Origin of the sequence: Aquamicrobium sp., from assembly GCF_023954335.1 — a bacterium.
Taxonomy (GTDB): Bacteria; Pseudomonadota; Alphaproteobacteria; order Rhizobiales; family Rhizobiaceae; genus Aerobium.
In genome coordinates, this window is sequence record NZ_JAMLIE010000001.1 from 1,702,868 (window position 1) to 1,729,300 (window position 26,433).

The window sequence follows — 26,433 nt, forward strand, 5'->3', positions numbered from 1 at the left end:
TCAGCCCGCCTTGCGCCGGGGGGCCGGTTTCGCCGTTTTCTTTGCCGCCGCGGCGCTCTCGCGCAACGCCTCCATCAGATCGATCACCTTGCCCTCGGCCTTGCGCTTCGGCTTCCTGATCTCGCGGCCCTCGATCTTCGCCTTGACCAGCTCGGCCAGCGCCGCGTCGTAGCGGTCGTCGAACGCGGCCGGATCGAACGTGCCTTCCTTGGTGGCGATGATGTGTTTGGCCAGGTCGAGCATCTCGCGCTTGATCTTCATCGGCGGGATGTCGGCGAACGCCTTCTCGGCCGGCAGCACCTCGTAGTCGAAGTTCAGCGTGTTCGCCATCAGGCCGCAGCCGCGCGGGCGCAGCATCACCGTGCGCACCCGGCGAAAGAGCACGGCGCGCGCCAGCGCCGCCACCTTCTTGCGGCGCATGCCCTCGCGCATCAGGGCGAAGGCCTCCTCGGCCCCCTCGTCGGCGGGGGTGACGAAATAGGGCTTGTCGAAATAGGCGGTGTCGACCTCGCCGCACGGGATGAAATGCTCGACGGCGAGCCGCTTGTCGCTCTCGGGGACGGCGGCCGCGATCTCCTCCGGCTCCAGCACGACATAGCTGCCCTTCGCCGTCTCGTAGCCTTTCACCTGATCCTCGCGCGCCACCGGCTCGCCGGATTGCTCGTCGACATAGTCGCGGCGGACGCGGTTGCCGGTCTTGCGGTTCACGATGTGGAAGGAGATGCGCTCGGAGGTGGTGGCCGCCGCACGGAGCGCGATCCCGCAGGAAAGCTCGCCGATGCTCAGATAGCCTTTCCAGATTGCGCGTGCCATGGCGACGGCCTCCTTTCGCTCGAAGAACACGGAGCACGCGCCAAGGTTCCGCCGCGCCTCGCTTCGCGGCGGCATGGACCACTCCCGTGTCCGGCGAGCCTGCCTACCAGCGGCCGTCCGCGCTCTGCGAATGGGCGCCGCCGGGGCTCGATATCGCCGACAGGGCCGCGCCGACCTCATGCTCCGGCGCGCTGCGGGCGAGATCGCCGAGCGACAGGATGCCGACGAGGCGCTTGTCGCGGTTCACCACCGGGATGCGCCTGATCTTCTGGTCGGCGAGGTTCTGGCAGACCTCGTCGGCGTCCTCGTCCTCGAAGCAGTACTTGATCTCGGACGACATGACGTCGCGGACCATCGTGTCGGGCCCCTTGCCGAGCGCCACCGCCCGGATGGCGATGTCGCGGTCGGTGAGCATGCCGACGAGCCGGTCGTGATCGCCGACCGGCATGACGCCGGCATCGATGTCGGCCATGACCGAGGCCGCCTCGCGTATGGTCTGGTCGGGCCGCGCGATCTGGACGTCGCGGGTCATCGCTTCGCTTACTTTCATGATCCGGTCTCCTTTTTCCGGTCCCTCCGCCCGTCGTTGCCCGAGGGGGAGTCGAAGCATCCCGTCAGGCGGCCTCGTGGCCGGCCTTGCTTGCCGCGCCGCGCGCCTCGCCTTGCCCCGCGGGCGGCTTGAGCGCGGCGAGGAAGGCGGCGAGCCATGCCGAGGCATTCTGCCGGGTCACGTGGTCGAGAAGCGCCGCGTGGCGGCGCTGGCGCTCCTTCAGCGGCATGGTCAGCGCCCGGTGGAGCTGGCGGGCCATGCCGTCGATGTCGTAGGGGTTGACGATCAGCGCCTGGCGCATCTCCTCCGCCGCGCCGGCGAATTTCGACAGCACCAGCACGCCGGGATTGTCGGGGTCCTGCGCCGCGACATACTCCTTGGCGACGAGGTTCATGCCGTCGCGCAACGGGGTGACGAGGCCGACCTGGCTGCCGCGGAACAGCGGCGCGAGCTTGCCGCGTGACACCGGGCGATGGATGTAGCGCACCGGCGTCCAGTTGAAATCCGAGAAGCGGCCGTTGATCGAGCCGGCCAACGCCTCCAGCTCCATGCGGATGTCGCCATAGGCGTCGACCTCCTCGCGGGTCGGCGGGGCGATCTGGAGGAAGGTGACGGTCTTCTCCAGCTCCGGGTGCCGCTCGAGCAGCCGGCCGAACGCCTTCATCCGCTCGGGCAGCCCCTTCGAATAGTCCAGCCTGTCGACGCCGATGATCTGGCGGCGGCCCAGCACCTGCCGGCGCATCAGGTCGATCTTCACCTCCTCGTCGGCGTCGTCCGCCAGCGCCGCGAATCCGGCGGCGTCGATGCCGATGGGGAACCTGTCGATGAGGACGGTGCGTTCGCCGACGCGGAAGCGGTTCTTCCCGACCTCGACCGCCGGCGTGTGCTCGGCGAGATAGAGCTTGAAATTGCCTGCGTCGGTATGGGTCTGGAAGCCGATCACGTCGTAGTCGAGGAGCGCGTCGACCAGCTCCGCATGGTTGGGCGAGGCGTGGAGCAGGTCGGGCGGCGGGAAGGGGATGTGCAGGAAGAAGCCCATGCGCTGGCGGCAGCCGAGCCGGCGCAGGTGGCCGGCCAGCAGGATCAGGTGATAGTCGTGGCTCCAGACGAGGTCGTCGGGCTTCAGGAACGGGACGAGCTGGCGGGCGAAGGTCTCGTTGACGCGGCTGTAGCCGGCGAAGAAAGCCGGCCGATAGTCGACGAGGTCGAGCCGGTAGTGAAAGAGCGGCCACAACACGCTGTTTGCATAGCCGAAATAGTAGTCGGCGACGTCCTGCGGCGACAGCGGCGCGGCCACCCGCTTCACCTTGCCGATGGTCTCGACGGTGGGATCGCCGCCGGTCTCGCCCTCCTTCTCGCCGTTCCAGCCAAACCAGACGCCGCCCCGTTCCCGGAGCGCGTCGGCCAGCGCCACGGCCAGGCCGCCGGTCTGCGTCGAGGCGCGCAGGTCGGCGACCCGGTTGGAAACGATGACCAGCCGGCTCATGCCGGCACCCCCGGCCGGCAGGCTTGCGGCCACGCGCGGGCCGCGCCGGACGGACTTCCGCCGGTATGGGAGGGGAACGCTCGGGCAGGATGGGGCATCATGGCAGGAGGGCGGCTTCGCCTTCTTTCCTTTTTCTCGCTACAGTCCGAACACATGGGCGGCGCATTTGTTCCCCGATAACGTCAACCCGCCGCCAGTTGCTCCAGCCACGCGGCGAAGGCGGCCCCGTCGGCGGCGCGATAGCGCGCGGCGGTCTCGCCCGGCCCGATCTTCAGCGACACGCCGCCCATGGCGTTGACGACAACGAAGCCTGCCTCGTCGGTGACGTCGTCGCCGGCGAAGAACGGCTGGCGGCTGCGGAACGGCGCTTCGCGCATGAAATCGGCGATGGCGTCGCCCTTGGTGCGGGCGGAGAGCTTCATCTCGATGACCTTCTTGCCCTCGACCAGCTGGATGCGGCCGTTCTCGCGCGCGAGGTCGATGGCGAAGGCGAGGCAATCGGCCGCCATCTCCGGCCGCTTGCGATAGTGCAGCGCAACCGATCCCGGCTTCACCTCCGCCAGCAGGCCCGGGCGGCCCTCGACGAAGCCGCCGACGAGCGAGGCGAGCCGGTGCTGCGCCCCGGCGTCGATAGGGTCCTGCGTCAGGCTGCCGCCCGCATCGCGCCGCTCCAGCCCGTGGACGCCCGCCGCCGGCAGGCGCAGCGGGTGGAGCATGGCGTCGAGCTGGGCGATGCTGCGCCCGGAGACGACCGCCACCGCTCCGCCGGCGGCGCGGTCCAGCCTGACGAGCGCGGCGCGCGTCGCCGGCGCGATGCACGCTGCGGCGGGATCGGCGACGATCGGCGCCAGCGTGCCGTCGAAATCGAGGAAGAAGGCCGTGCGGGAAGGCGCGAGAACGGCGGTCGAGATATCGGGGATCGGCAAGGTCGTGCTCCGGCTTTTGTTCCGTCCAATGCCCGTCGTCCCGCCCGTGTTCCGTAATATGTGCCGTGCGGCCCGGCGAGGGAAGCGGGAACGGTGGGAAGCGGGAACAATGCCTCGCTCGCGGCGGTTGGGCTGAGCCCATTCCCCAATGAGGAGCCCGATCATGGACGACATCAAGCAAAGCGACGAGGCCGCGGAGGAAGTAGCGAAGCAGCACCGCATCCAGGCGCAGGTCAATCGCGCCGACGAGGAGCGTGGCGACGAGGAAGCCGAGCCGAAGGCGATGCAGGCCGGCGCGCGCGCCTATCCCGTGCCGCCGTTTCCGCCCCAGCATCAGGCCAAGCCGGGCGACGAGACGCTGCTCGAACCGGCGCCGATGTACGACGCCCCGTACTGGCGCGGCTCCGGCAAGCTGGAAGGCAAGGTGGCGCTGATCACCGGCGGCGATTCCGGCATCGGACGGGCCGTCGCCGTGCTGTTCGCCCGCGAGAGGGCCGACGTCGCCATCGCCTATCTCAGCGAGCACGAGGACGCGGAGGAGACGCGGATGGCCGTGGCCGACGAGGGCGCGCGCTGCCTGCTGCTTCCCGGCGACGTGACGAGCGAGGCCTATTGCCGCGAGGCGGTGGCGGCGGTGATCGAGGAGTTCGGCGCGCTCGACATCCTCGTCAACAACGCCGCCTTCCAGTACCACGCCTCGGGGCTCGACGAACTGACGACCGAGCATTTCGACACGACGATGAAGACCAACCTCTACGGCTATTTCTTCATGGCGCGCGAGGCGGTGCCGCACATGGAGCATGGCGCGGCGATCATCAACACCGGCTCGATCACCGGCATCGACGGCAGCGAGGAACTGCTCGACTATTCGATGACCAAGGGCGGCATCCACGCCTTCACCCGCGCGCTCGCCGGCAACCTCGTGTCGAAGGGCATCAGGGTCAACGCCGTCGCGCCCGGCCCGGTGTGGACCCCGCTCAACCCGTCGGAGCGGCCGCCTGAGGAGGTGGCGCAGTTCGGCGCCAAGACGAAGATGAAGCGGCCGGCCCAGCCAGAGGAGATCGCCCCGGCCTACGTGTTCTTCGCCTCGCCGCAATGCTCGAGCTACATCACCGGCGAGATCCTGCCGATCATCGGCGGCTACTGAGAGAGTGGAGAAAACGGCGGGAACATTTTCCGCGAAGGCGCGGTTAGGCCCGTGTTCACCCACGAAGCAAACGTTGAAGGAGGAAATCATGACTCCCAAACTTCTCATTGCCGCCGCGCTCTCGCTCGGGCTCGGCACCGGATTTGCCATGGCGCAGAACGACGTGATCCAGCCCGACGCGTCTCCCGCGCCCGGCTCGGAGACCACGCTTCCGATGGGCTGGGAAGGCCCAATAGGCGATGCGTTCTTCGCCGACCCGGCGACCGGCACCCTGCGCACCGAGGACGAGGTCCGCGCCAACTGGCAGGGCCTGACCGAGGAGCAGCAGGCCGAGGTCAGGGCCTATTGCGCCACCGTCGACACGGCGGCCGCCGCGCCGCCCGACCAGATGACCGACGACCAGATGACCACCGGCAGCATCACGCCGGACGAGGCCAACCAGGTCGCGGCCATCCAGCAGGCCTGCGGGTGGGTCGACGCCATGTGACGGCGCGCAGCCATAAAGGCAGCGTTCGAGGCGGGGTTCAGGCCCCGCCTCTTTCATCTGACCCGTCATCTGGAGGGGGTAGTTTTCCGCAACCCATCGATCTTGATGTTGTCGCCGAAATCGGGGTCCGCGCCGAAAACCGCCGCCCTGACCAGCGAGACGGCGGTGCGCAGGCGGCCGAGGCCGCCCCACAGCTCGGCATCCTCGGGATGGAAGACGATCAACCGGATCGCGGGGTCGTCAGGCGTTTCCCACCATGCCCTGTCCGGCATGGCGAACAGCTTGCGGATCGCCGCTCTGTCGTTCGACACCGTGGCGTGGCCGGTGAGGGCGAGATAGGTGTGGGTGCGGGTATCGGCGAAGGCGAGGGAGACGGTCGGGAAGCGGCGGATCTGGTCGTCCTTCGCGCCGGCCTCGTCGGTCAGGACATAGATGGCGTTCTCCTCGCGGCGAGGCCGCGCGGCCACGGGCCGCGCGCGCTGGCGTTCCCCGTCCCATGTCGCGAGCATGCAGATGCCGATCGATCCGACGATGTCCCACATCGTGCCGATCGCCTCGTCGCGCGAAAGACTGCCGAACCTCCTCATGCCGATGCCGTCATTCGTAGGGAAGCAGCGCGAGGCCGGTTCCCACCGCGCCGACCGCGAAGGTGGCGGCGAAGCCCCAAATCATCATGGCGGCGGCGAGCGGCTCGTGGAGGAGGAAGTTCAGCCCGCTGTAGAGGATCCCGCAGACGAATCCCGCCGCGAGGCCGAGGCCGAAGCCGCCGGCGAAGTTGACGAGAAGGAAGCGCATCAGGGGTGCCATATGCGCCGAACCGCCGCGGGGAGCGAATGTTCCCCGCAGCGGCCGGTTCAGGCAGGCAGGACATCGCCGGCCGGATCGGGCGGGCAGTCGTCAGCCGATCGGCTCGAAGATCTCCGGGTTTTCCTCGCCGTCGACGTCGAGCCATCCCGCCAGCCCGCGCTCGACGCGGGAAAGCGAATGGTCGACGAGGACGTAGCGGCCCGGCACCTCGAGCTTGAACTCGACGATGGTCGCTCCGCCGGCCGGGACCGTCACGGTCTGGACATCGGTCTGCGGCGGCGACGTCACCGAGCCGTTGAGATAGACGCGGTCGAAGATCTCACCGATGACGTGGAAGGATGAGACGAAGTTGGGGCCGCCTACGCCGAAGAAGATGCGCACCGTCTCGCCCACCGACGCCTTCAGCGGATAGTGGTCGGTGAGCGCCCCGACATGGCCGTTGAGGACGAAATATTCCGGCCGCTCATTGAGCAGCTTGTCGTAGCTCTCGGTCAGCGTGCCGGTCGAGCCGAACGGCTCCTCGGTGTAGATCTCGCCCTGCATGACGTAGAACTCGCGGTCGACTGGCGGCAGCCCGCCCTCCGGCTCGACGAGGATCAGCCCGTACATGCCGTTGGCCATGTGCATCGCCACCGGCGGTACGGCACAGTGATAGACGTAGAGCCCGGGATTGAGCGCCTTGAAGCGGAACGCCTTCTCCTCGCCCGGCGCGGCCAAGGTCACTTCCGCTCCGCCGCCGGGGCCGTTGACGGCGTGGAAGTCGACATTGTGCGGCATCCAGCTGTCCTCGTGGTTGCGCAGATGGACCTCGACCGTGTCGCCGACCCGCACGCGCACGAAGGGGCCGGGCACGGTGCCGTTGAACGTCCAGTAGCGGAAGGTCGCCCGGTCATCGAGCTTGGCCTCCAGCTCCACCGTCTCCAGATCGACGCGGACGGTCTCCGGCCCGCGCTCGCCGATCGGCGGCGGCACGACGGAAGGATCGTGCGCGATGTCGTTCGCCACCGGCGAGGGCACCGAATAGGCGCGCTGGCTCAGGTGCCCCGCCGGCGCGCTGCGCGAGGTGTGCCCGGATGCGTGCATGGCGACGTGGTCGTGCTGCGCAGCCGCTTCCCCAGCGAGGGCGAGCGATCCGAGCGTCAGGCCGGCGGAGCCGGCAAGGAGCGAGCGGCGGGAAATCGATCCGCTGTTCTCGTCCCCCGTCGCCCTGGCATGGCTGTCGCTGTCCGCCGTCGGGGTTTGCGGGAATATCGGTCGGTTTTCGGTCATCGTTCCATCCTTGATTGCTGATGCCCTGCGCCCCCCAAGGGTCAAATCTCGTCGCGGCGGCGAAGTTCCTTGTCATGGCCTGCGAAGGCGCGCCGGCATCCCCGCGCCGGGCATTAAATTTCCTTCGCGGCCGGAACTTCCCAGCAGGGTCCGCATTAAAATTCGAGGGGCGATTGCTCAGCGCGCAATGAGGAGGCCAGCCCGGTGCCGGCACTGAAAGAGCAGGACTCCGCAGCCCCGCAGGTGGAAATAGTCGACTTGATTCCCGCGCTGCGCGCCTTTGCCAGAACCTTCTACCGGGAAACCAGCGAAGCCGACGATCTGGTGCAGGAGACGCTGACGCGCGCCCTGGCCAGCATCCATCAGTTCCGCCCCGGCAGCAGCATGAAATCGTGGCTGTTCACGATCATGCGCAACGCCTTCTACACGAAGGTCAGGATCGAGACGCGCGAGGCGCCCGGAGCGGCCGAGTGCGTGTCGCAGCGCCCGGCGGCGGACGCGACGCAGGAATGGTCGGCCCGGGGCCGCGAGATGGAACGGGCGATCCAGCGCCTGCCCGAGCAGCAGCGCGAGGTGCTGATGCTGATCGGCGTTCTCGGCGTCTCCTACGACGAGGCCGCGCGCATCTGCGGCTGCGCGATGGGCACGGTCAAGAGCCGGCTCAACCGGGCGCGGCTCAGGCTGCTCGACGAGCTAGGCGAGGAGTCGCCGAACTCCTCCGTCCAGCATGACGAGAGCCATCCGGTCGGGTCGCTGCAGCGCCCGAGATGAAACATCGCCCCGGCCCGTCGCCATGCGCGTCCGGGCCCGGGCGGCAGGCATTCTGATGAGGTGAAGAAATGGTCAAGCTACCCGAAACCAAGGCACGCCAGGGTCGTCTCGGACGTCCCGTCCTTTTCGTTCTCGTCATAAGCCTGCTTCTGGCGATGGTCGTCTGGTGGGGCGTCGAACTCTATGGCGACGCCATCGCGCCGGAAGAGCCGGTCGGCAGCGCCCCGCAGGAGGAGCAGCAGCCCGCCGACGCGCAATAGGGCCGGCGGACCCACTCCCGCTCTGCGGCGTCAGTCGTAGGGCAGCTTGCCGAGCGCGGAATAGCGCTCGTTCAGGCCGTCGAGCCGCTGCATGTCCGCCTTGGCGAGCCGGATGTCGAATATGTCGAGGTTTTCTTCCAGATGCTCCCTGCTGCCCGCCTTGGGCAGCGGCACGACGCCGTGCTGGACGTCCCAGCGCAGCAGGATCTGCGCCGGCGTCTTGTCGTAGCGCTCAGCGATCGTCGCCAACGTCGGGTCGTCGAGCCGCGTCATCCGGGTGAGCGGGCTGTAGGCCTGAAGGACGATGGCGTTCTCCTCGGCATGGCGCAGCATGTCCTCGCTGTGGCCGAACGGGCTCCACTCGATCTGGTTGACCACCGGCACCACGCCCGTCGCCTCGGCCAGCGCGTCGATCGCGGCGGCGGAATAGTTGCTGACGCCGATGTCGACGGCAAGGCCGTTCTCCCTTGCGCGGATCAATCCCTGCCAGAGGATTTCCCCCACCCCGTCCTGCGGCGGCCGGTGGATGAGGACGAGGTCGGCGTGGTCTAGGCCGAGCTCGTCGAGGCTGCGGCCGAGCGCCTCGTAGGCGTCGTCGGTTTCCTCGACCTTGGTGGTGAGGTAGAAGTCGGGCCGGGCGAGGCCGCTGCGGCGGATGCCTTCGCCGATCCCTTCATGGGTGCCGTAATCGCCGGACGTGTCGATGAGGCGATAGCCGACCTGCAAGGCGGTCCGGATCGCGTCGGCGGTGTCGCGCGTCAGCTTCCAGGTGCCGAGGCCGATGACGGGAATGGTGTTGCCGGTGTGCAGCATCCTGTCGCTCGTCTTGTCGAACATCCTGTCGGTTGCCTTGTTCATGGCCGGTCCTTTCTCCTTGCATGGGAATGCGAGGCCGCGCCGCGCCTCTCGGGGGAAAGGCGCGGGCGGTCTTGTCTTAGGGGAATTGCTAGCGGTCGCCGCGTTGCTTGAAGGCGTCGCCGAGGGTCCGCTTCTCGGGGTCCTTGAGGTTTTCCCCGGCGGCATCGCGATCCTCGGCCGGATCGTCCCTGGCGGGCAGGTAGCCGCGCGGCCGGTTTTCGGGCGGCCCTTCCCAACGCGGTTTCTGGTCGCTGGTGCCGGGCGGGCCGTTCTTCGGTGCGGTCATCTCATGTCTCCTTCGCTGGGGAGCTAACCGGCAAGCGAGGGAGATGTTCCGGGGCTGTCTATCGCAGCCGGGCGCCGATGGTCTCCATCTGCTCGATCTCGCGGCGCTGCGCCTCGGCGATCTCTCCGCACAGGGCGACGAGCTCGGGGTCGGCGAGCCTCGCCTCGCGGCACATCAGGATGGCGCCGGAGTGATGCGGGATCATCGAGCGGACGAACTGGCGGTCGTCGATCAGCCATTGCGCGCGGGTCGCGGCGAAGGCGACGACGAACAGCACCGTGAAGCCGGCATAGAGCGCGAGGTTGAGGCGCCTGCGGCGATACATGCCGCCCATGGTCGCCAGCATGAGGATGCCCATCGGCGCGACCATCGCCAGCGCCATGTAGAAGGTGTTGAGGTTGTTATAAAAATCCCGCCACCCGTCGATCATGGCGAACATGACGAGATACATGACGGCGAGGCTGAGCACCATGTTCACGGCGAACAGCAGATAGGGCCGTCCGTGATGCGCCCCGTGATCCTCGCGCTCGTCGTGATGCGCCATGTCAGGCCTGCGGCAGCGGCTTTGCCCCGCCACTGATGGCGGTGGTGGTGATGGAGACCGGATCGCTGGCCGGGAAGCTGTCCTCCAGCCCCTCGTCGAGCTGCTCCTCGAGCGTTTCCGCGTCGAGCTCCCGGTCGGTCGCGGTCGGCTTCACGTTACGGGACTCGGCCAGCGTCTCGCGGATGATGCCGGCCTCGCGCAGCCGGGCGCTTTCGGCCGCGAAGGCGCGCGAGGGCTCGGTTCCGGGGTCTTCCTGATGGTTCTCGATGGCGGCCATGCCGTCGAGCGCGGCGCGGATGTTGGCCGCCGCGTCGCCGGTCGCCTGACCCAGCGCCACCACCAGGATTTCGCGCAGCGCGTTCAGCCTGCCTTCGATTTCCGCATTGGTCAGATCAGACATGACATCGCTCCTGGTCGAGAGTTTCGCAGACAGCGGAAACGGGGCCGCGCCGCTTATGTTCCGCGCCGGGAACAATCTCCGGCAGGGGCGGGTTCGAAGGATACGCAGCCACCGGCGCGGCCCCGGACGAAGCGGCGGCCGCGTTGGCGGCATCGGCAAGAACCGCCGCCGAGGAGGCCATGCGATGACCAGCCCCATGCCCGATCCCGTCCCCCGCCCGCCGGACAATCCTGAACCGGGCCCGGTTCCGGGCGACCCCGCGCCGCCGCCGGCACCGCCGGAGATTCCGCCGCCCGGCGAGCCGCCGCCGGACCTGCCCGGCCCCGGACCCGACGAGACGCCGACGCCCGCGCCGCCGGAAACCGATCCCCCGTCCATTCCGGAAGAGGTGCCGCGCGGCGGCGGTGCGCTTTCGCGGGCGTTGCTTCTGTGTGCCGTCCTGCTGCTGGGCGGCGGCATGGCGGCGGCGCGTGCCGACGCGGAGGTTCCCGAAACGGGGAACGGCGACGATCCCTGCCAGGTCGAGCCGGCGCAGCCGGGCGATGAGGAAAGCCGCGAGGGCGAGCGCGCCCGCCCGGCGCTGGAGAATTGCAACGGCATCCTCGCCCCGCCGCCCACCGGCGACGAGGAGATCGAGGAGCCGCCGCCCGATACGGGGACGACCCCGGTCATTCCGCCGGGAACCATTCCCGAGCCCGAGCCGGAATAGGCTTCAGCGTCGCGCGAACGGCTTGCTGAGGAAGGGCGATCCGGCGAGGCCGAAGCGCCACGGCTGCTCCACCGCCTTCGAAATGCCGATGCGCGGGCCGACGACGAGGTCGCGCGGCCCGGCGGCCGGTCGCAGCGCGAACGGCGCGCCGAGGAAGGACAGCCCGTCGAACGAGCGGTCGACGCCGAGGGCCTGCGCGAGCCGTCCCGGGCCGGAGCAGAGCTGGCGCAGCCCGGCGACGCCGCGGCGCGCGTGCATGGTCTCGATTCCCGTGCGCGGCTCGATGGCGCGCAGCAGCACCGCGTTTCCCGGCCGGCACACGGCGTTCAGGCACCAGTGCATCCCGTAGGAGAGATAGACATAGGCCGCGCCCGGCGCCTCGAACATCGTGCCGTTCCGGCGCGTCGGGCCGCGATAGCTGTGCGAGGCGGGATCGTCCGCCGCATAGGCCTCTGTCTCGACGATGACGCCGCCGACGCCGTCGACCAGGAGCTCGGCCCCGACGAGGTCGCGGGCAACGGCGACCGCGTCGCGGTCGAAGAAGCGGGCGGGCGGCATCGTAGTCATGCGTCGGCTGTCTTTCGCGATTGCGCCGTGCGGCGCGGTGGACGTTCTTGCCACAGCCGCGCCGGCGACGGAACCCGGCGGGTGCGGAACAACGCGCAGTGGCTGCCGCGAGACGATCTCAGGCGCGTGATCCTGAGACGCAAGGCCGGCACCGGCCGGCGCAGGATATGAAACGTGATGAGCGCCGCCGCGAATTGTCTGGCTCCCGGCCCCGGATAATGCGAGTGTCCTATGTCGTCCTGTCGTTTCAGGGGAGGGGAGGCCGACGAAGCCTTGCCCACGCATCCTGAAGGGAAATGACATGATCGATCTGAATCGGTCCCGTTCGGGCATCTTCTATCCTCACGAGCTCGAATGGATGGCGCGGGAACTGCGCAAGGGCGACAAGCCCGACGAGCCGACCTACGAACGCGAGGAACGGGCGCGCTACATCGTCAGCAGCCGCGACCTGCTGCGCGAGGAGCTTTCCGACGCATAGGGGCGACGGCGGCCCGCTGAGGCGCGAACGCCGGCTGCTCCCGCGGGGGGCGGCATCGGGCGCGGCCGGCCTGCGCGCCGTGCGCGAAGCACCGCCGTTTTCCGCCCGGAACAGAATTTATTTCGTGAAGGAACAGCCTGGACCGGTGCCTGTTCGGTGGGTGTGCGAGGCGAATGGTCGCCCCGCCGACAACAGGAGAAGCATCATGCCGAACCAGGGTGGCACTCACGAGCAGAACGTGAAAGCCGGCCAGCAGGGCCACAAGAACGACCAGCGCCAGCAGGAGCGCCAGGCCGCGCCCGGCAAGAAGGACGACGGCCAGCAGCGCGGCGGCGGCGGCAATTTCGCCCAGGACCGCGAGCGCGCTTCCGAGGCAGGCCGCAAGGGCGGAAAGCACTGATGGCATCAGCGGTCGAGAAGCCCGTCCGGCGCGAGCCGGGCGGGCTTTCGCTTGGCCGCGGCTTCATTCGGTACGGCATAGGGTCATGCGCTTCGCCGCCGTCATCCGTCTGGGCATCTGCCGGGCCTGTCAGCCGCGGCGCAGCTGCTGGCGGTCAACATCGTCGCCGTCTTCGGCGAGCGGTTCACGGCGTTGCAGGCCTTGGGCCTCGTCCTCGCGGCGATCTCCATCGTCATGGTCGTACGGGATCGTCCGGCTCGTAGCGCCTCACGAGGCCGGGGCCGGGCCGGGCTCGTCGTCCTCGGTTTCCAGAAGGTCTGTCAGCGCGCCGACGCGGGAACCGGGCAGGGGGCGACCCTCTCCCATCAGCGCGTCGTCGTTGTGCAGCCAGTTCCACGCCTCGCGCAAATCCTCCAGCGAGGCGCCGGTCGCGACGAGGCTCGCCGCCAGCTCGCTGTCTACGGGCCCGAGGACGGAGACGATCTCGTCATAGGTCATCGCTGTGCTCCCGAATGATGGTCGCCAGCACGGCTAACCCGCCGGATGGGCCAAAGTTCCGAAGGCCGGCCCTCCCGATCTTCCGCTTGCATTTGGCCGCATCGCCGCCGAAGCTGAACCCGGCCCAGAGGGCGGGGAGCAGAGGAGGAGGCCATGCAGCACTTCGTACCGAGACAGCTTTCGTTCGCCATTGCCCTGACGCTCGGCTCCGCATTGGGATCGGCCGCGTTCGCGGCCTCGCCCGCGCCGGCCGAGGGCGAGAACGGCATGGTGGTGAGCGCCCAGCACCTCGCCTCGCAGGTCGGCGTCGACGTCCTGAAAAGCGGCGGCAATGCCGTCGACGCCGCCGTCGCGGTCGGCTATGCGCTGGCCGTCGTCTATCCGACCGCCGGCAATCTCGGCGGCGGCGGCTTCATGACCATCCGCCTGAAGGACGGGACGACGACCTTCCTCGATTTTCGCGAGCGCGCGCCGCTGGCCTCGACGAAGACGATGTATCTCGACGCCGACGGCAACCCCGTCCCCGGCGCCTCCACCGACGGCTATCTCGCGGTCGGCGTGCCGGGCTCGGTCGCCGGCATGGAGACGGCGCGCGAGAAATACGGCACCAGGACGCGCGAGGAGCTTATCGCCCCGGCGATCCGGCTGGCGAGCGAGGGCTTCGTGCTGGAGCCCGGCGACATCGCCTCCTTCGCCGAGGGCAACGACATGCTGGCGCAGGACGAGGCGGCGGCAAAGATTTTTCTTAACGACGGCAAGCCGCTGGCGCTGGGCGCGCGGCTGGTTCAGGCGGACCTTGCGAAGTCGCTGACGGCGATTTCCGAAGGCGGCGCGGACGCCTTCTACAGGGGCGAGATCGCCGACCTGATCGTCAGCGCCAGTACCGCCCATGGCGGCATCCTGGCGAAGGAGGATTTCGAGCAATATACGGTGCGCGAGCTGGAGCCGGTGAAGTGCAGCTATCGCGGCTACGACATCGTCTCCTCGCCGCCGCCTTCGTCGGGCGGGCTGGTGATCTGCGAGATCCTCAACGTGCTGGAAGGCTATCCGATCTCCTATCTCGGCTACGGCTCGGCCGAGACGGTGCGGCTGATGGTCGAGGCGATGCGGCACGCCTTCGTCGACCGGAACACGGCGCTGGGCGACCCGGATTTCGTCGACAATCCGGTCGAGAAGCTGACCAGCAAGGCCTATGCCGAGGAAATCCGCGCCCGCATCGACCCGTACCGCGCCGGGGTGAGCGAGGCGCTGAAGCCGGCGGATTTCGGCGAGTCCACGGAGACGACGCACTATTCGATCATCGACAGGGACGGCAACGCGGTGGCGGTGACCTATACGCTGAACGGCTCGTTCGGCATCGGCAAGGTGGCCGAGGGCACCGGCATCCTGCTCAACAACGAGATGGACGATTTCACCATCAAGCCCGGCGTGCCGAACCTTTACGGGCTGGTGCAGGGCGAAGCCAACGCCATCGAGCCGAGGAAGTCGCCGCTGTCGTCGATGAGCCCGACCGTCGTCTCGAAGGACGGCGAGCCTTTCATGGTGATCGGCAGCCCCGGCGGCGCGCGCATCATCACCATCACGCTGTCGGCGATCGTGAACGTCATCGACCACGGCATGGATTTGCAGGAGGCGATCGACGCGCCGCGCATCCACCACCAATGGCTGCCCGACCGGGTGCTCATGGAGCCCTATGCGCTGTCGCCCGATACGCTCCGGCTGCTCGCCGGCATGGGCTATCGCGTCGGCGTCGATCCCGACTGGACGATCTGGGGCGAGGCGGCCGGCATCCTCGTCGGCGGCCGCAACCTGAAACAGATCGCGGCCGGCGACGGCGCCCGCTACTATGGCGCCATCGACAGCCGGGCGACGGCGGGCGCCGCCATCGGCTATTGAACGAAAGGGGCGCCGCGCGAGCGGCGCGCGCCACTCAACCCTCGGCCTTCATCGTCCGGGCGATCTCGAGGAGCTTCGCCCGGTCGCTGCCGTGCCGGGCCACCAGCTCCTGCGCCTGCAAGGGCGACAGGTCGGTGTTCTCGATGAGGTAGCGAACGGTCGCTTCCTCTTCATTGTCGGGGTCGAGCCATTCGTGCTTGTCGTCGGTCATTCCGCCTCCTCCTCCGGTGGTGCGGCGCCGTCCTCGGGGGAGATCGCCGGGGCGATGTCGGTCTGCGGCGGCTCAGTGGTGTCGCCGTCCGGCACGGGGGCGAGGGCCGGGGCGCTTTCGCCGGCCGCGCCGTCGAGGGGCGTTGCGGTTTCCTCCACCCGGTCGGTCGGGATGGGCTCGGGCGTCACCGAGCCGTCTGCGTTGGCGACGCGCCAGACGGTGTTGCCGGCATCGTCTGCGATCAGCAGCGCCCCCGTTCCGTCGATGGCGAGGCCAACGGGACGGCCGCGCGCCTGGTCGCCGTCGAGGAAGCCGGTGACGACGTCCTGCGCCGGCCCCGAAGGCCGCCCGTCCGTGAACGGGACGAAGATCACCTTGTAGCCGTTGAAGGCCTTGCGGTTCCAGCTGCCGCGATTGCCGACGAACGCGCCGCTGGCGAACGCCTCGGGCATGGCGGAATCGTTGGTGAAGGCGAGCCCGAGCGCCGCAACGTGGCTGGACAGCGCATAGTCGGGGGAGATGGCGGTCTCGACGAGGTCGGGGCGCGGGGGATAGACCCGCTCGTCGACATGCTGGCCGTAATAGCTCCACGGCCAGCCGTAGAAGCCGCCTTCCTGCACCGAGGTCATGTAGTCGGGCACGAGGTCCGGGCCGAGCTCGTCGCGCTCGTTGACGACGGTCCACAATTCACCCGTCTCAGGGTGGATGTTGAGGCCGTTCGGGTTGCGCAGGCCCGAGGCGAACACCTTGGACGCGCCCGTCTCGCGATCGACCTGCCAGATCGCCGCGCGCCCCTTCTCCGCCTCGAGACCACGCTCGCCGGCGTTGGAATTGGAGCCGACCGAGGCGTAGAGGGTGCGCCCGTCCGGGCTGAGCGCGAGGTCCTTGGTCCAGTGGTGGTTGATCGGCCCGCCGGGAAGCGGGGCGAGGATCGTCGGCTCGGCTGTGATCTCCGTCGCGCCGAGCTCGTAAGGATAGCTCAGGACCGCATCCGCGGCCGCGACATAGAGCGTGCCGTCGTGCCAGGCGACGCCGAACGGCGAGGTCAGCCCGGTCAGGAGGTCGACGCGCTCGTCGACCTCGCCGTTGCGGTCGGTGTCGCGCAGCAGGGTGATGAGGTTGGTTTCCTTGTCCCCGCCGGCGTCGCCTGCCGCCATCGCCATGATCCAGCCCCGGATCACGTCCTTCGGCCGGTTGAGCGGCTTGTCGGGCGGCGCCTTGGACTGCACCACGAGCACGTCGCCGTTGGGCAGCGTGTGGACGGTGCGCGGGTTGGCGAGGTCTCGCGCATAGGCCGTGACGACGAGGCCGTCGGGCACGGTCGGCGTCTGCCCTTCCTGCCAGCCCACCACCTCGGCGACCTTGAGGTCGGGCACGAGGTTTCGGGAGGGGGCGGGAAGCACGGGTTCGGGGCCGACCTGCCGGCTGGTGTCAAAATCGTCGGCTTCGCCGCAGCCGGCCAGTGCGAGGGCCGTGCCCGCAAGGGCGAGGAGGGGTAGCGATCTAGACATGACGCACTCCGATCCGGCCGAAGAAGGCTGTCACGCACATCGCGATCACGGTGAGCACGGAGACCGTCAGGCCATAGGGCATGACGGCGGTTATGCCGTCTGCGGTGTGGATGAAATTGTTGAGGGTAGCGAGCACGAGGACGACGAGCCCCGCGACATAGTAGGGCCAGGGGAAGCGTATCCCGCCGAGCAGCCGGACGAGGCCGGCGAGGCCGGCGAACACGATGCCCGCGAACAGCAGCCATTCGGAGAAGTGCAGCCACTGGAGGTTCGCGGTCTGCCAGTAGGCTATGTCGGTCACGACGGTCAGCGTGAACGCCGCTATCGGAAAAGCGGACAATATGCGGTAGGTCGAATCCGCCGCTCTGACGCGGGCGGATGGCGCGTAGGTGTAGCTCATGGGTATCGCCTCGAATGTGTGCCTCCAATGCGATACGGGCGACCGCGCAAATGGTTCCAAATTTGGTCGGCGCGGGACGCGGGGTCCGGGAACCCGGACGCGCGATATTCGTTGAGCCGGGCCGATTGTCGGGGGTTCTCGAATGCGCAAGCTTGACCTGCGGACCGGAACGCCGGTGTGGAAGACCTATCGCTCCCGTCGCGTCGCGGAGGCGCGGCTGACGCGCGATCTTAGTACGGATGTGCTCATCGTCGGCATGGGCATATCCGGGGCGATGACGGCCGACCTGCTGACGGAAGCCGGCCACGACGTCGTCATGCTCGACCGGCGCGGCCCCTCGCTCGGCTCGACGCCGGCCACGACCGCGCTGGTGCAGTTCGAGGTCGACGTGCCGCTCACCCGGCTGCGGCGGATGATCGGGGCCGAGAAGGCGACGCGCGCGTGGCGGCGCGCAAGGCTGGCCGTGGCCAATCTGCGCGGGCGTATCGAGGAATTGCAGATCTCCTGCCGGATGGCCGACAGGCCGACGCTCTACCTTGCCGGCAACGTGCTCAGCGGCGGCGATCTCAGGCAGGAGGCGCAGATGCGCGCAGCCGCCGGGCTTTCCGCGCGCTATCTGACGGCCGGCGCGCTGCAATCCGGCTTCGGCATCGCGCGCGACGGCGCGATCCTGTCGGACGGCAACCTCGCGCTCGACCCGGTGAAGCTGACGACGGGCCTGCTTTCGCATGCGAGCGCGCGCGGGGCGCGCCTGTTCGCGCCGGAGGAGGCGGTCGAGATCGGTTATCGCCGCGGCTCCGTCGAGGTCGCGACCCGGTCCGGCCACCGGATCGAGGCCCGCCATGTCGTGCTCGCGACCGGCTACGAGCTGATGGACGCGGTCAGGAACGACCGCCACGAGATCATATCCACCTTCGCGATCGCCACGCGCCGCCAGCCGAAGGACAGGCTCTGGCCGGGCGAGGCGCTGATCTGGGAAGCCTCCGATCCCTACCTTTACCTGCGCACCACCCATGACGGGCGCGTCATCTGCGGCGGCGAGGACGAGGAGTTCGAGGACGAGGCGAGGCGCGACGCCCTGATCCCGCAGAAGGTGAAGCGCATCGCCGACAAGCTCGGCAAGCTGCTTCCCGCGGTCGACCCGACGCCAGACTTCGCCTGGGCCGGCAGCTTCGGCACGACGCGGACGGGCCTGCCGCTGATCGGCGCGGTGCCCGGCAGGCCGCGGATCTTCGCCCTGATGGGCTATGGCGGCAACGGCATCACCTTCTCGCGCATCGCCGCCGAGCTGATCCGCACCGCGCTCGCCGGTCACGAAGACGCGGACGCCGACCTGTTCGCACTTTAGGCAGGCGTCGGCCTCATGACTTCTGCTGAGGTGTCGAGCGGCCGACGCCGAGGTAGTGGATGCCGTGGTCCGACACCGTCTCGGGGTCGTAGAGGTTGCGGCCGTCGAAGATGACGGGGACCTTGAGCGTCGTCCTGACGCGCTCGAAGTCGGGCGCCTGGAAGCCGCGCCATTCCGTCACGATCACCAGCGCGTCCGCTCCGGTCAGCGCGGCTTCCCGGCTGTCGACGAGGACGAGGTCGTCGCGCGCGCCGTAGATGCGCCTGCATTCGTTCATGGCTTCGGGGTCGAAGGCGCGCACGCTGGCGCCGGCCTCCCAAAGGGCTTCCATGAGCGTGCGCGACGGGGCGTCGCGCATGTCGTCGGTGTTGGGCTTGAAGGCGAGGCCCCACAGGGCGAAGGTCCGTCCCGCCAGATCGCCGTCGAAATACTGCGCGATCTTGCGGAACAGGAACTGCTTCTGCTCCCTGTTGCGCGCTTCCACCGCCTTCAGCACCCTGGCGTCGAAGCCGATGCCGTCGGCGGTGCGGATCAGGGCCTGGATGTCCTTGGGAAAGCACGAACCGCCATAGCCCGCGCCGGGATAGATGAAATGATAGCCGATGCGCGGATCGCTGCCGATGCCGCGCCGGACGTCCTCGATGTCGGCGCCGAGCCTGTCGGCCAGATTGGCCATCTCGTTCATGAAGCTGATCTTGGTGGCGAGCATGCAGTTGGCCGCGTACTTCGTCAGCTCGGCCGAGCGCGCGTCCATGACGATGATCTTCTCATGGTTGCGGTTGAACGGGGCGTAGAGCTCGCGCAGCACCTGCTCGGTCCTTGCGTTCGAGGTGCCGAGGATGATGCGGTCGGGCTTCATGAAATCCGCGACGGCCGAGCCCTCCTTCAGGAATTCGGGATTGGACGCCACGTCGAAGCTCAGGTCCTCGCGGCCGCGCGCGGCAAGCGCCTCCGACAGCCGCGCCCGCACGAGGTCGGCCGTGCCGACCGGCACGGTCGACTTGGTGACGAAGATGCGGTGGCCGTTCATGTGCCGGGCGATCGTCTCGGCGACAGCGAAGACATATTTGAGGTCGGCCGATCCGTCCTCGTCGGGCGGGGTGCCGACGGCGATGAACTGGACCTCGCTGTGCCCGACGCCCTCGGCCGCCTCGGTGGTGAAACGCAGCCGGCCCGCGGCGACGTTCCTTTTGACGAGATCCTCCAGCCCGGGCTCGAAGATCGGGATCTCGCCCTGTTTCAGCCGCCGTATCCTGTCGGCGTCGACATCGACGCAGATCACTTCGTGCCCCGCCTCGGCCAGCGCCGCCGCTTGCACGAGACCGACATAGCCGATGCCAAAGATGGTTGTCTTCACGGTTCAATGTCTCCGGCATGCTGGACGCCCGCTTGCGGCAGGCGCCGTCGTTGGTCGATCGGCAGGTCGGTATCGATCTCGCCGAACCACTTCGGGGCAGATACCGCTAATTGCCGGTCACATCAAAATACAAGGAAGATTTCGTCCCGAAGACATAGCCGAGGCGGCCGGCGATCCAGCCCAGCGTCCGCGCGGCGTTCAGCGCGGTCTTGCCGCCGGTCAACGGTATGGCGAGGAAGAGAAGCGCGCAGGGTGGAATCTTGACGAACGATCCGAGCACCGCGTGAAAGGCCGCGCTGTGCCAGGGCAGGTTCTTCCTGCTCATATGCGTGTTCGACTGGTCGCGGGCGCGCTGGTACTGGTATCTGAAGCTCAGCCGGTCGGGCGATATCGTCTCGTAGACGAAGGCGTCCGCCACCCAGCCCGTCGCTATGCCGGCCTTGCAGGCGTCGGAATAGAACTTCGCGTCCGTTCCGCCGGTGAACCTCATGCCTTCATCGAACCATATGTCGTGGTCCGTGAAAAGGGACGTTTCGGCGAGCCAGTTGTTGGTGACGACGGTGACGCGCCTGGTCGAGTTCAGGTCGGCTCTCCTCTTCGCCCTGTTTTCCTTGTGCCTGTAGCGGAAATCGATGTTGGAGAACATCTTGCGCTGAAGGTAGGAGAGGGGCTCCGTCGGCATTCTTGCCCGCAGGGGAGCGCCCATGAGACGGGCCCTGCTGCTGCGGTAGCCGGCGATCATCCGCACCAGCCAGTCCTCGGCCACGACCTCGTCGTCGTCGACGAAAAGCAGCAGGTCGGCCTTTCCGGCGATCGCTTCCCGTGCAGCGCGGTTCCGGCCGAAGGGTATGCCCAGATTGGGCTCGAGCACATAATCGAGTTCGGCATGGTCGAAGCGGGGGCGAAGCTCGTCCACGACCGGCTTCGACAGCTCGGACGTGTCGTTCTCGACGATCAGGCAGGTGACGCGGCACCGTTCGGGGATCGCCATCCTCGACCACGACAGCAGCAGCTCCTGCAGCATCCTCGACCTTCTGCGCGTCAAGGCCGCTACATAAACCGTCAGTTCCCGACCACCCCGATCCAACTGGACATTCCCGTTTTCATGCCTTGAAGCCCGGGCGCACGTCCTGAAGAGGGCCCCCGGGTTGACGTTCACTGCGATCGTCCGGCGATATCGTCGCCATGCCGGATATCGCTCGGATCGCCCATGCACTTGCAAGCAATGAACCCACTATGACGGATCGAGGCGCGCGAGTCATTATTCCCGCCAGTGTTTTTCGACCCATCGAACAGGTTTCGTGAAGCTGCGCAGATAGGCGAAGGCCGACTGCCTCTTCGACCGCTGTCCGATCCCGGCCAGATAGTCGCGAATGCCGCGCCCCGGCTTCTGCCGCGAGCCGCCGGCAATGGCATGCTCGGGATGGAAGCCGCCGGGGAAGATGACGATGCGCGCATCCTTCGGCAGACGAGCTGTCATGAAGAAGTTCAAGGGGAAGGGCGGCTTGCAGTGATGGCGGAAATGGCGCACCCATGCGTTGGGGAAGAACGCCACGCCTCCCGGCGCGTTGCGCGTCACGAACCGCTGCTCGTACTCGTAGCGGTCGGCGATTCCTTGAGGATCAGCGCGAAATGCCTCCTGCAGCGGAACGAGCTTGCCCACCGGAAAGCGGTAGACCGAGGTTTGCCCGAGCCGCTCGAGCGGCCGCACGGGGTTGCGGGCCAGTATAACCTGATCGGGCGTTCCGACCGAAAAGAACGGGTCGAGGCTCCCGACGACCACGACGTCGAGGTCGAGGAACAGCACCGGCCCTTCCAGCGTCCCGAGGCGTGGTCCCCACAGTCGCGATTTCTGCCAGATTCCCTTGGAGTTGACCGGCATCTTGGCGTCGATCGGCGGCAGGTCCTCGCACAGCACCTCGGGCCTGATGCCCTCGCGGTTGTCGGTGAAGCAGGTGAAGGTGAAGGGCGGCGTGATGTTGCGCTCGACCATCGCATAGAGGCGATTGATGAAGCGCGGGCCGTACTTCGTTCCCCAATTGATGGCGACAACCTGCTTAACAAGGCTCATTCGGGTCTGCTTTTCTTCGGCGCATCGAAAGGTTCAGGGGTCGGTCGCGGCGTCCGTCTGGCCGGCGTCGGCCCCATGGTCCCGGCTCCGGGCGGCCGGGTGAGGCATGAGCCTTTTCGACGGCGCATTTGTCAAGCCTCGGTGGATCAGCTCCACCACCATCCCGGCGCCTCGGCCTTGAAGCCGCGCGCCTCGAGGTCGCGATAGAGCGGGTCCAGCCGCTCGCGCAATCTCCGCAGCTGCTGCTCGGTCAGGTCTTCCCCACGGCCGGCGTTCATGCGCTTGTCGACGTCGGGCTTGCGATAGTCGAGGTTCAGCCAGTCGCACAGATCGCGCATCGTCTCGGGCCGGAACAGGGTCTCGTAATAGAGGAACCGGGTCCGGTCGAGCATCCCGGCCTCTTTCAGGGAATCCGCCGTGTAGCCGTAGTCCGAGCGCATCCAGACCCGGCTGCCCTCGCTTACCTGTTCCACAAGCGTGTCGATCGGCACGCCGGCCTGCCTGCGGCGGCGCTGGTGGCGGATATGCGAGGCCGCCCGCTTGGCAGGGTCGCGCATCATGAACAGGAAACGGACATCCTTCGTCATCCCGGCGATGTCGCGCAAGGTTTCCGGCGGCAGGTGCGAATAGGCCGGCGAAATCTCGCCGAAATGCGTTTGCCGCCCTATCCGTTCGGCGAAATAGGAAAGATAGTCGTCGATCGTGGCCAGCCGGCCCAGCTGTGCCAGCGCGCGCAACTTATCCCAGTGACGGGGCCTCCTGAACGGCTTGTCGAGGACAAGGGCCTCCATCTGCAAGGCACGGTAACTCTCGTCCCGGCCCTTGAAGGGGTTGTCGCGAAGCTGGTTGAAGAAATTCATCTCCTTGACGGGCGAGTGCAGGAACTGAGGCAGTCCACCGAGATAGGTGGACAGCCACGTCGTTCCTCCTTTCATCGCCCCGAGGCCGATGACGAAGGTGCGGTCGCGCAATTGCTCCGGCCGAACCGAGGAACGCAGAAGGGATCGGAGAATTGATGCCATTACGTTTTCCAATCGTGGGGAATATCCATGATGCGGCGCGCGCGTTCCCTGTCGGGTGAACCGAAACGGTCATCCAGCATGGCAAGCGTCCGCAGCACCGCCTTGTTGCGACTCTGATATCGGATCGAGTGCGAGCCTTTTCCGTCCAGCATGCTGGTCGATGCGCCCGAGCTCAGCCGCAGCACGCTGGTGTCTGCATATTTGAACATAAAAAGCTCGGCCGCATCCCGCTCCACTTTCGGCAACCAGCTGTAGTTGCCCCAACGGTCCCATGGGCCGGGCACGCCTATCCGCTGCAAAAGCGATACCTTGTCGCGCAAACCGTAGGGATAGATCTCGTCGAACCCTTTCGGGGCGCAGGCATGGACGGCGATTTGCGGCTCCTCGACGCTGTCCGGGGCAAGTTCGATGCGCGCGGCATCGTCATTCGACACGAGGCGCTGCATGGGGACCACGGCATAGGGAACGAAGGGCGGCGAGGCGAGGCTGGCCCGAAGCCGCTCGATCGCATCCGCCCTCACGAAACATCCCCCGTCGAGGAGCAAGGTCCACTTTCCCAGCTGGCGCCCTCTCTCGAGCGCGGCGTTGCGCGCGCCGTTGATGTTCATCGCATAGTGAACCTTGGCAACGCAGGCCCACAGCCGTTCTCGATCCCTGGCGTTTTCCTTCAGCGAAGCAAAGGCATCGGACAGAAAGTACTCGTCCCCGCCAAAGACGGAGGTATCGCATTCCCGGGCGACGTACTCCTCGCCGAGAAACGGGAGCACCATCGCTTCGTGCCCGTGTTTCTCGACCAGTCCCTTCGCGTCTTGCTCGGTATCCTCATCGAAGATGCGGTTGAGCACGAAAACCTTCCGGCAGCCCGGAAAGGCGGGTTCGTTGTCGAGAATGAAAGCAAGGTTGCGCAGCGCCTGGCCGCTGCCATGCCGGGGGTAGAGATCATTGCCGACGACGCGCGCCAGCACGAGGTCGTCTGCATCTTCGGCACGGATGGGGAATGCACCGCCGACGGTTGCGACGGCTCTTCGGCGGCGGCGCTCTTGCCGCCAGAAATGAAGCCTGGACCTCAACCGGCTGAATGGCCCGCTCATCGAGTCCATCCGGCAAAAGACAGCATCCGGCGAAGCGCGCGCCCGAATCCCGGGGCGGGCTCGGGGTTTTCGGCAATGGCCGCCGCTTCGGCCTGCCAGCGCTCGAGTTCAGGCCGCATGCGGGCCATCATCGGCCCATAGTCGACCGTCTCGGGATAGCGCCCGAACCCCTCGCGAAACGGGCGGTCTTGCGGGAACCACGCATCCGCGACGCGGGCGTTCGAGGCGGCATATCGTGCGAGGAAGGCTTCGGCCTCGGCGCGCGGAACGGTGCGGCGTTCGCCAGCGACCTCGGCTTCGATCCGGCGCAGCAGCGCCCGATAGGGTTCGTTGCGTTCGCCGTTCGGCAACTGGACCCGGTTGTGGCGGTTGAGCTGCGATATGAGGAATTGCGCCTCGGCGGAAAGCGCCGAATTGAGGACGGGTATGGCCGTCTCGTCTCCGGCGGGCTGCCCGAGAATGTCGCAGAAGGCGCGGACGGGGCCGGGCGATCCGCCGGGCGGATCATAGGAGAGCACGGTCAGCCGCGCATCGGCGAGCGCGGTGAAGCGGGAAATGATGCGCTCGTAGTCGAAGAACTCCAGCGCGTCGTCGACGGAGCGCCCCGCAGGCAGCATGGGAAAGCTGTTGCCGGAAAGATCGGTGAATACGCCGTCGAAGTCGGCATGGCCCGCCCGCAGCGCGGAGCTGAAGCGGCTGAGCGCCAGCTCGTCCTGCCGCCGCAGGAAGATCACGAAGTGAATGTCGTCGACATGCCGTCGCAAGAGGGAGACCAGCCGCTCGATCTCCGACGGCGAATGAAGGCGGCTGCTGATCAGCTCGGACGTGATGACGACGCGATTCCAGCCGGGCGTGGCGTCGAGCTCCCGCGCGAGTGAGCGGGCGACCCCGTCGCGCAGTTTGCGTTCGCTCAGTCCGTCGCGGGCAAGAAGATGCCCCTTGATGTTGTCGATCACGCCGTCGTCGAGGCAGGCGGCCACCAGTTTCGTATGGTTGGGCGATCCGATCCGGGTCGGGACGAGAATGCCGCAATCCAGGAGCCGTGCCTGATTGGTAACCAGCCAGTGCTGGATCGCGGTGGAGCCCGTCTTCTCGACCCCGACATGGACGATCGCCGTGCGCCGGGTCACTGTGCAGCGCCTCCGATCCACCGATGGAAGAATGAGCGCACGGTACTGCTTCGTGCATCTGTTTGCCCGATTTTGCGCTCGATCGTCGCGCGCAGCTCGGCGAGACGTTCGGGATCGACCGGCGAGAAATCCTCGACCCTGTGCAGCGAGTCGAGTTCCGGATGACCCGTGGTGCCGACCAGACCGTAGTCCACGTTTGTAAACCGGATGCCGGCCTCATCCCGAAGCCAGATCAGGTCGGCGGAGCGCGCCACCAGCGCGTCAGCGATCTCCGGTCTCAATGAGGGCTTCAGGTTGCCGCCGAGCGCATGGTCTGCCTCGCGCAACGCGCGAACGATCTTGCCCCGGCGTCCATCTTGCATGTCGGACGATGACCTTGCATGGCTCGCCCCTATCTCCTGGAGCAGCACCGCTGCCTCGTTGGAGACGCTCTCGTTGCCGCGTTCCTTGTTCCCGCCACGCTTCAGGGCCGGCAGCGCGATCGGCAGGTACTTCGTGCAAAAGTCGGTGAGGATGTCGCCTGCCGCAAGCTGTGCGGGTGCGAAGGCGTTTATGGAGACAAGCTCGAAACCATTCGCTCGATAGGCCTGGATGGCCGACCGGCAATAATCAGGGCGAAAGAGTGAGATTCGTTTAAGCATCCGGAGATTCTGATTCATTCGCGACAGGAAGAAGCCGACAGGATCGCGCACATAGCCGACCACCGTCACGCGATCGCAGATTTCGGAGAGGCGCTGCCTGAAGCCTGGGCTATCACCGACTTCCCAGAAGCTTTCCGCACTCAAGACGAGCGTGTCGTGCGCGCAGGTCTCGATCTCGGACTTGAGAGAGAGCCAGTAACGTTCGGACAGCTCGCTTAACGCTTCGCCTTTGAGATGGGTTATCCGGCGTAGCCTGGGATTCTCCTTCCCGGTCATGCTCGGGATAATCAAAGAGTGCTTGTGCTCCGCAGGTTTTGCCCTGACAGGATAGAGAATTCTGTTCCGCAACAGCTCGGTCGCATTGGCCGAAAGCACAGTCTGCAAGGCTGTCGTGCCGGTCTTGGGATGACCGATATGAAGAAGCAGATGTGTCAAGCTGTCGTTCTCCCAGCCCAACATACAGAAGAGTGCGCGCTAGGCGGCCCCAAAAAATTGCAGG

General features: G+C 67.3%; 32 protein-coding genes. 9 read left to right on the top strand and 23 right to left on the bottom strand.

What is annotated here, in order from left to right:
* From M9945_RS08470 to otsB, 4 genes are all read right to left on the bottom strand, one after another.
* Complete coding sequence (locus M9945_RS08470; RefSeq protein WP_367944149.1) at window positions 1–813, bottom strand: Ku protein; 813 nt, start codon at window positions 811–813, stop codon at window positions 1–3.
* A gap of 103 nt (window positions 814–916) precedes the next feature.
* Window positions 917–1,363, bottom strand: coding sequence for a CBS domain-containing protein (locus M9945_RS08475; RefSeq protein ID WP_367930755.1), 447 nt, complete (start codon window positions 1,361–1,363; stop codon window positions 917–919).
* Window positions 1,364–1,427: 64 nt separating this feature from the next.
* Complete coding sequence (locus M9945_RS08480; RefSeq protein ID WP_367944150.1) at window positions 1,428–2,849, bottom strand: trehalose-6-phosphate synthase; 1,422 nt, start codon at window positions 2,847–2,849, stop codon at window positions 1,428–1,430.
* A gap of 182 nt (window positions 2,850–3,031) precedes the next feature.
* Entirely contained in the window at window positions 3,032–3,775 is a 744-nt protein-coding gene (gene otsB / locus M9945_RS08485; RefSeq protein ID WP_367930757.1) for a trehalose-phosphatase, read from the bottom strand.
* 163 nt (window positions 3,776–3,938) lie between these two features.
* Here otsB and M9945_RS08490 point away from each other — a divergent pair, with 163 nt between their 5' ends.
* Both M9945_RS08490 and M9945_RS08495 read left to right on the top strand, forming a co-directional pair.
* Window positions 3,939–4,922 (top strand): SDR family oxidoreductase, encoded by a 984-nt coding sequence (locus M9945_RS08490; protein ID WP_367944151.1) that lies wholly within the window; start codon window positions 3,939–3,941, stop codon window positions 4,920–4,922.
* Window positions 4,923–5,010: 88 nt separating this feature from the next.
* Window positions 5,011–5,409: a hypothetical protein gene (locus M9945_RS08495; RefSeq protein WP_367944152.1), complete on the top strand. Its 399-nt coding sequence runs from the start codon at window positions 5,011–5,013 to the stop codon at window positions 5,407–5,409.
* A 65-nt stretch (window positions 5,410–5,474) separates the two neighbouring features.
* Here the strand turns inward: M9945_RS08495 and M9945_RS08500 are convergent, their stop codons facing one another.
* The 3 genes from M9945_RS08500 to nirK all read right to left on the bottom strand — a co-directional run bounded on the left by M9945_RS08500 (window position 5,475) and on the right by nirK (window position 7,485).
* Window positions 5,475–5,996: a pyridoxamine 5'-phosphate oxidase family protein gene (locus M9945_RS08500; protein ID WP_367944153.1), complete on the bottom strand. Its 522-nt coding sequence runs from the start codon at window positions 5,994–5,996 to the stop codon at window positions 5,475–5,477.
* A gap of 10 nt (window positions 5,997–6,006) precedes the next feature.
* On the bottom strand, window positions 6,007–6,204 hold the full coding sequence (locus M9945_RS08505; protein ID WP_367944154.1) for a hypothetical protein: 198 nt from the start codon (window positions 6,202–6,204) through the stop codon (window positions 6,007–6,009).
* A gap of 102 nt (window positions 6,205–6,306) precedes the next feature.
* A complete protein-coding gene (nirK, locus tag M9945_RS08510; RefSeq protein ID WP_367944155.1) occupies window positions 6,307–7,485 on the bottom strand; it encodes a copper-containing nitrite reductase in 1,179 nt (392 codons plus the stop codon).
* Window positions 7,486–7,689: 204 nt separating this feature from the next.
* Here nirK and M9945_RS08515 point away from each other — a divergent pair, with 204 nt between their 5' ends.
* Window positions 7,690–8,256, top strand: coding sequence for a sigma-70 family RNA polymerase sigma factor (locus M9945_RS08515; RefSeq protein ID WP_367944156.1), 567 nt, complete (start codon window positions 7,690–7,692; stop codon window positions 8,254–8,256).
* 68 nt (window positions 8,257–8,324) lie between these two features.
* Window positions 8,325–8,516 carry a hypothetical protein gene (locus M9945_RS08520; protein ID WP_367930764.1) on the top strand — a complete coding sequence of 64 codons (192 nt, stop codon included), beginning with the start codon at window positions 8,325–8,327 and terminating at the stop codon, window positions 8,514–8,516.
* Between the two features lie 30 nt (window positions 8,517–8,546).
* Here M9945_RS08520 and M9945_RS08525 read toward each other — a convergent pair whose 3' ends face one another.
* The 4 genes from M9945_RS08525 to M9945_RS08540 form a co-directional block, all read right to left on the bottom strand.
* Complete coding sequence (locus M9945_RS08525) at window positions 8,547–9,374, bottom strand: aldo/keto reductase (RefSeq protein ID WP_367944157.1); 828 nt, start codon at window positions 9,372–9,374, stop codon at window positions 8,547–8,549.
* A gap of 88 nt (window positions 9,375–9,462) precedes the next feature.
* Window positions 9,463–9,660 carry a hypothetical protein gene (locus M9945_RS08530; RefSeq protein WP_367930766.1) on the bottom strand — a complete coding sequence of 66 codons (198 nt, stop codon included), beginning with the start codon at window positions 9,658–9,660 and terminating at the stop codon, window positions 9,463–9,465.
* Window positions 9,661–9,718: 58 nt separating this feature from the next.
* Entirely contained in the window at window positions 9,719–10,204 is a 486-nt protein-coding gene (locus M9945_RS08535; protein ID WP_367944158.1) for a DUF305 domain-containing protein, read from the bottom strand.
* 1 nt (window position 10,205) lies between these two features.
* Complete coding sequence (locus tag M9945_RS08540; protein WP_367930768.1) at window positions 10,206–10,604, bottom strand: hypothetical protein; 399 nt, start codon at window positions 10,602–10,604, stop codon at window positions 10,206–10,208.
* Window positions 10,605–10,788: 184 nt separating this feature from the next.
* Here M9945_RS08540 and M9945_RS08545 point away from each other — a divergent pair, with 184 nt between their 5' ends.
* Window positions 10,789–11,313 (top strand): hypothetical protein, encoded by a 525-nt coding sequence (locus M9945_RS08545; RefSeq protein ID WP_367944159.1) that lies wholly within the window; start codon window positions 10,789–10,791, stop codon window positions 11,311–11,313.
* 3 nt (window positions 11,314–11,316) lie between these two features.
* Here M9945_RS08545 and M9945_RS08550 read toward each other — a convergent pair whose 3' ends face one another.
* A complete protein-coding gene (locus tag M9945_RS08550; RefSeq protein ID WP_367944802.1) occupies window positions 11,317–11,871 on the bottom strand; it encodes a DNA-3-methyladenine glycosylase in 555 nt (184 codons plus the stop codon).
* A 310-nt stretch (window positions 11,872–12,181) separates the two neighbouring features.
* Here M9945_RS08550 and M9945_RS08555 point away from each other — a divergent pair, with 310 nt between their 5' ends.
* Both M9945_RS08555 and M9945_RS08560 read left to right on the top strand, forming a co-directional pair.
* Entirely contained in the window at window positions 12,182–12,358 is a 177-nt protein-coding gene (locus M9945_RS08555) for a hypothetical protein (RefSeq protein ID WP_367944160.1), read from the top strand.
* A 205-nt stretch (window positions 12,359–12,563) separates the two neighbouring features.
* A complete protein-coding gene (locus tag M9945_RS08560; RefSeq protein WP_367930771.1) occupies window positions 12,564–12,758 on the top strand; it encodes a KGG domain-containing protein in 195 nt (64 codons plus the stop codon).
* A 267-nt stretch (window positions 12,759–13,025) separates the two neighbouring features.
* Here M9945_RS08560 and M9945_RS08565 read toward each other — a convergent pair whose 3' ends face one another.
* Window positions 13,026–13,256, bottom strand: a complete 231-nt coding sequence (locus M9945_RS08565; RefSeq protein WP_367944161.1) for a hypothetical protein — start codon at window positions 13,254–13,256, stop codon at window positions 13,026–13,028.
* Window positions 13,257–13,409: 153 nt separating this feature from the next.
* Here M9945_RS08565 and ggt point away from each other — a divergent pair, with 153 nt between their 5' ends.
* Window positions 13,410–15,152, top strand: a complete 1,743-nt coding sequence (gene ggt / locus M9945_RS08570; RefSeq protein WP_367944162.1) for a gamma-glutamyltransferase — start codon at window positions 13,410–13,412, stop codon at window positions 15,150–15,152.
* Between the two features lie 34 nt (window positions 15,153–15,186).
* Here the strand turns inward: ggt and M9945_RS08575 are convergent, their stop codons facing one another.
* Genes M9945_RS08575 through M9945_RS08585 form a run of 3 tightly spaced genes read right to left on the bottom strand, consistent with a single transcriptional unit; the run spans window position 15,187 to window position 17,274 of the window.
* Window positions 15,187–15,363 (bottom strand): hypothetical protein, encoded by a 177-nt coding sequence (locus tag M9945_RS08575; RefSeq protein WP_367944163.1) that lies wholly within the window; start codon window positions 15,361–15,363, stop codon window positions 15,187–15,189.
* The gene (locus tag M9945_RS08580; protein ID WP_367944164.1) at window positions 15,360–16,874 is read right to left on the bottom strand and encodes a sorbosone dehydrogenase family protein; all 1,515 of its coding nucleotides are present in this window, start codon (window positions 16,872–16,874) and stop codon (window positions 15,360–15,362) included. Before M9945_RS08580 ends, M9945_RS08575 begins: the two co-directional genes overlap by 4 nt.
* Complete coding sequence (locus tag M9945_RS08585) at window positions 16,867–17,274, bottom strand: DUF2231 domain-containing protein (RefSeq protein WP_367930776.1); 408 nt, start codon at window positions 17,272–17,274, stop codon at window positions 16,867–16,869. Before M9945_RS08585 ends, M9945_RS08580 begins: the two co-directional genes overlap by 8 nt.
* Before the next feature lie 142 nt (window positions 17,275–17,416).
* Between M9945_RS08585 and M9945_RS08590 the strand changes: the two genes are divergently transcribed.
* Window positions 17,417–18,622, top strand: a complete 1,206-nt coding sequence (locus tag M9945_RS08590; protein WP_367944165.1) for an NAD(P)/FAD-dependent oxidoreductase — start codon at window positions 17,417–17,419, stop codon at window positions 18,620–18,622.
* A 13-nt stretch (window positions 18,623–18,635) separates the two neighbouring features.
* Here the strand turns inward: M9945_RS08590 and M9945_RS08595 are convergent, their stop codons facing one another.
* The 7 genes from M9945_RS08595 to M9945_RS08625 form a co-directional block, all read right to left on the bottom strand.
* Entirely contained in the window at window positions 18,636–19,979 is a 1,344-nt protein-coding gene (locus M9945_RS08595; protein ID WP_367944166.1) for a UDP-glucose/GDP-mannose dehydrogenase family protein, read from the bottom strand.
* Between the two features lie 106 nt (window positions 19,980–20,085).
* On the bottom strand, window positions 20,086–21,195 hold the full coding sequence (locus M9945_RS08600) for a glycosyltransferase family 2 protein (protein WP_367944167.1): 1,110 nt from the start codon (window positions 21,193–21,195) through the stop codon (window positions 20,086–20,088).
* 45 nt (window positions 21,196–21,240) lie between these two features.
* Window positions 21,241–22,050 carry a glycosyl transferase gene (locus M9945_RS08605; RefSeq protein ID WP_367930779.1) on the bottom strand — a complete coding sequence of 270 codons (810 nt, stop codon included), beginning with the start codon at window positions 22,048–22,050 and terminating at the stop codon, window positions 21,241–21,243.
* 146 nt (window positions 22,051–22,196) lie between these two features.
* Window positions 22,197–23,072 (bottom strand): sulfotransferase, encoded by an 876-nt coding sequence (locus tag M9945_RS08610; protein ID WP_367944168.1) that lies wholly within the window; start codon window positions 23,070–23,072, stop codon window positions 22,197–22,199.
* A complete protein-coding gene (locus M9945_RS08615) occupies window positions 23,072–24,163 on the bottom strand; it encodes a hypothetical protein (RefSeq protein ID WP_367944169.1) in 1,092 nt (363 codons plus the stop codon). The genes M9945_RS08610 and M9945_RS08615 overlap by 1 nt, the downstream gene beginning before the upstream one ends.
* Window positions 24,160–25,143 carry a hypothetical protein gene (locus M9945_RS08620; RefSeq protein ID WP_367944170.1) on the bottom strand — a complete coding sequence of 328 codons (984 nt, stop codon included), beginning with the start codon at window positions 25,141–25,143 and terminating at the stop codon, window positions 24,160–24,162. Before M9945_RS08620 ends, M9945_RS08615 begins: the two co-directional genes overlap by 4 nt.
* 146 nt (window positions 25,144–25,289) lie before the next feature.
* Window positions 25,290–26,369: a hypothetical protein gene (locus M9945_RS08625; protein WP_367930782.1), complete on the bottom strand. Its 1,080-nt coding sequence runs from the start codon at window positions 26,367–26,369 to the stop codon at window positions 25,290–25,292.
* Window positions 26,370–26,433 lie beyond the last annotated feature (64 nt).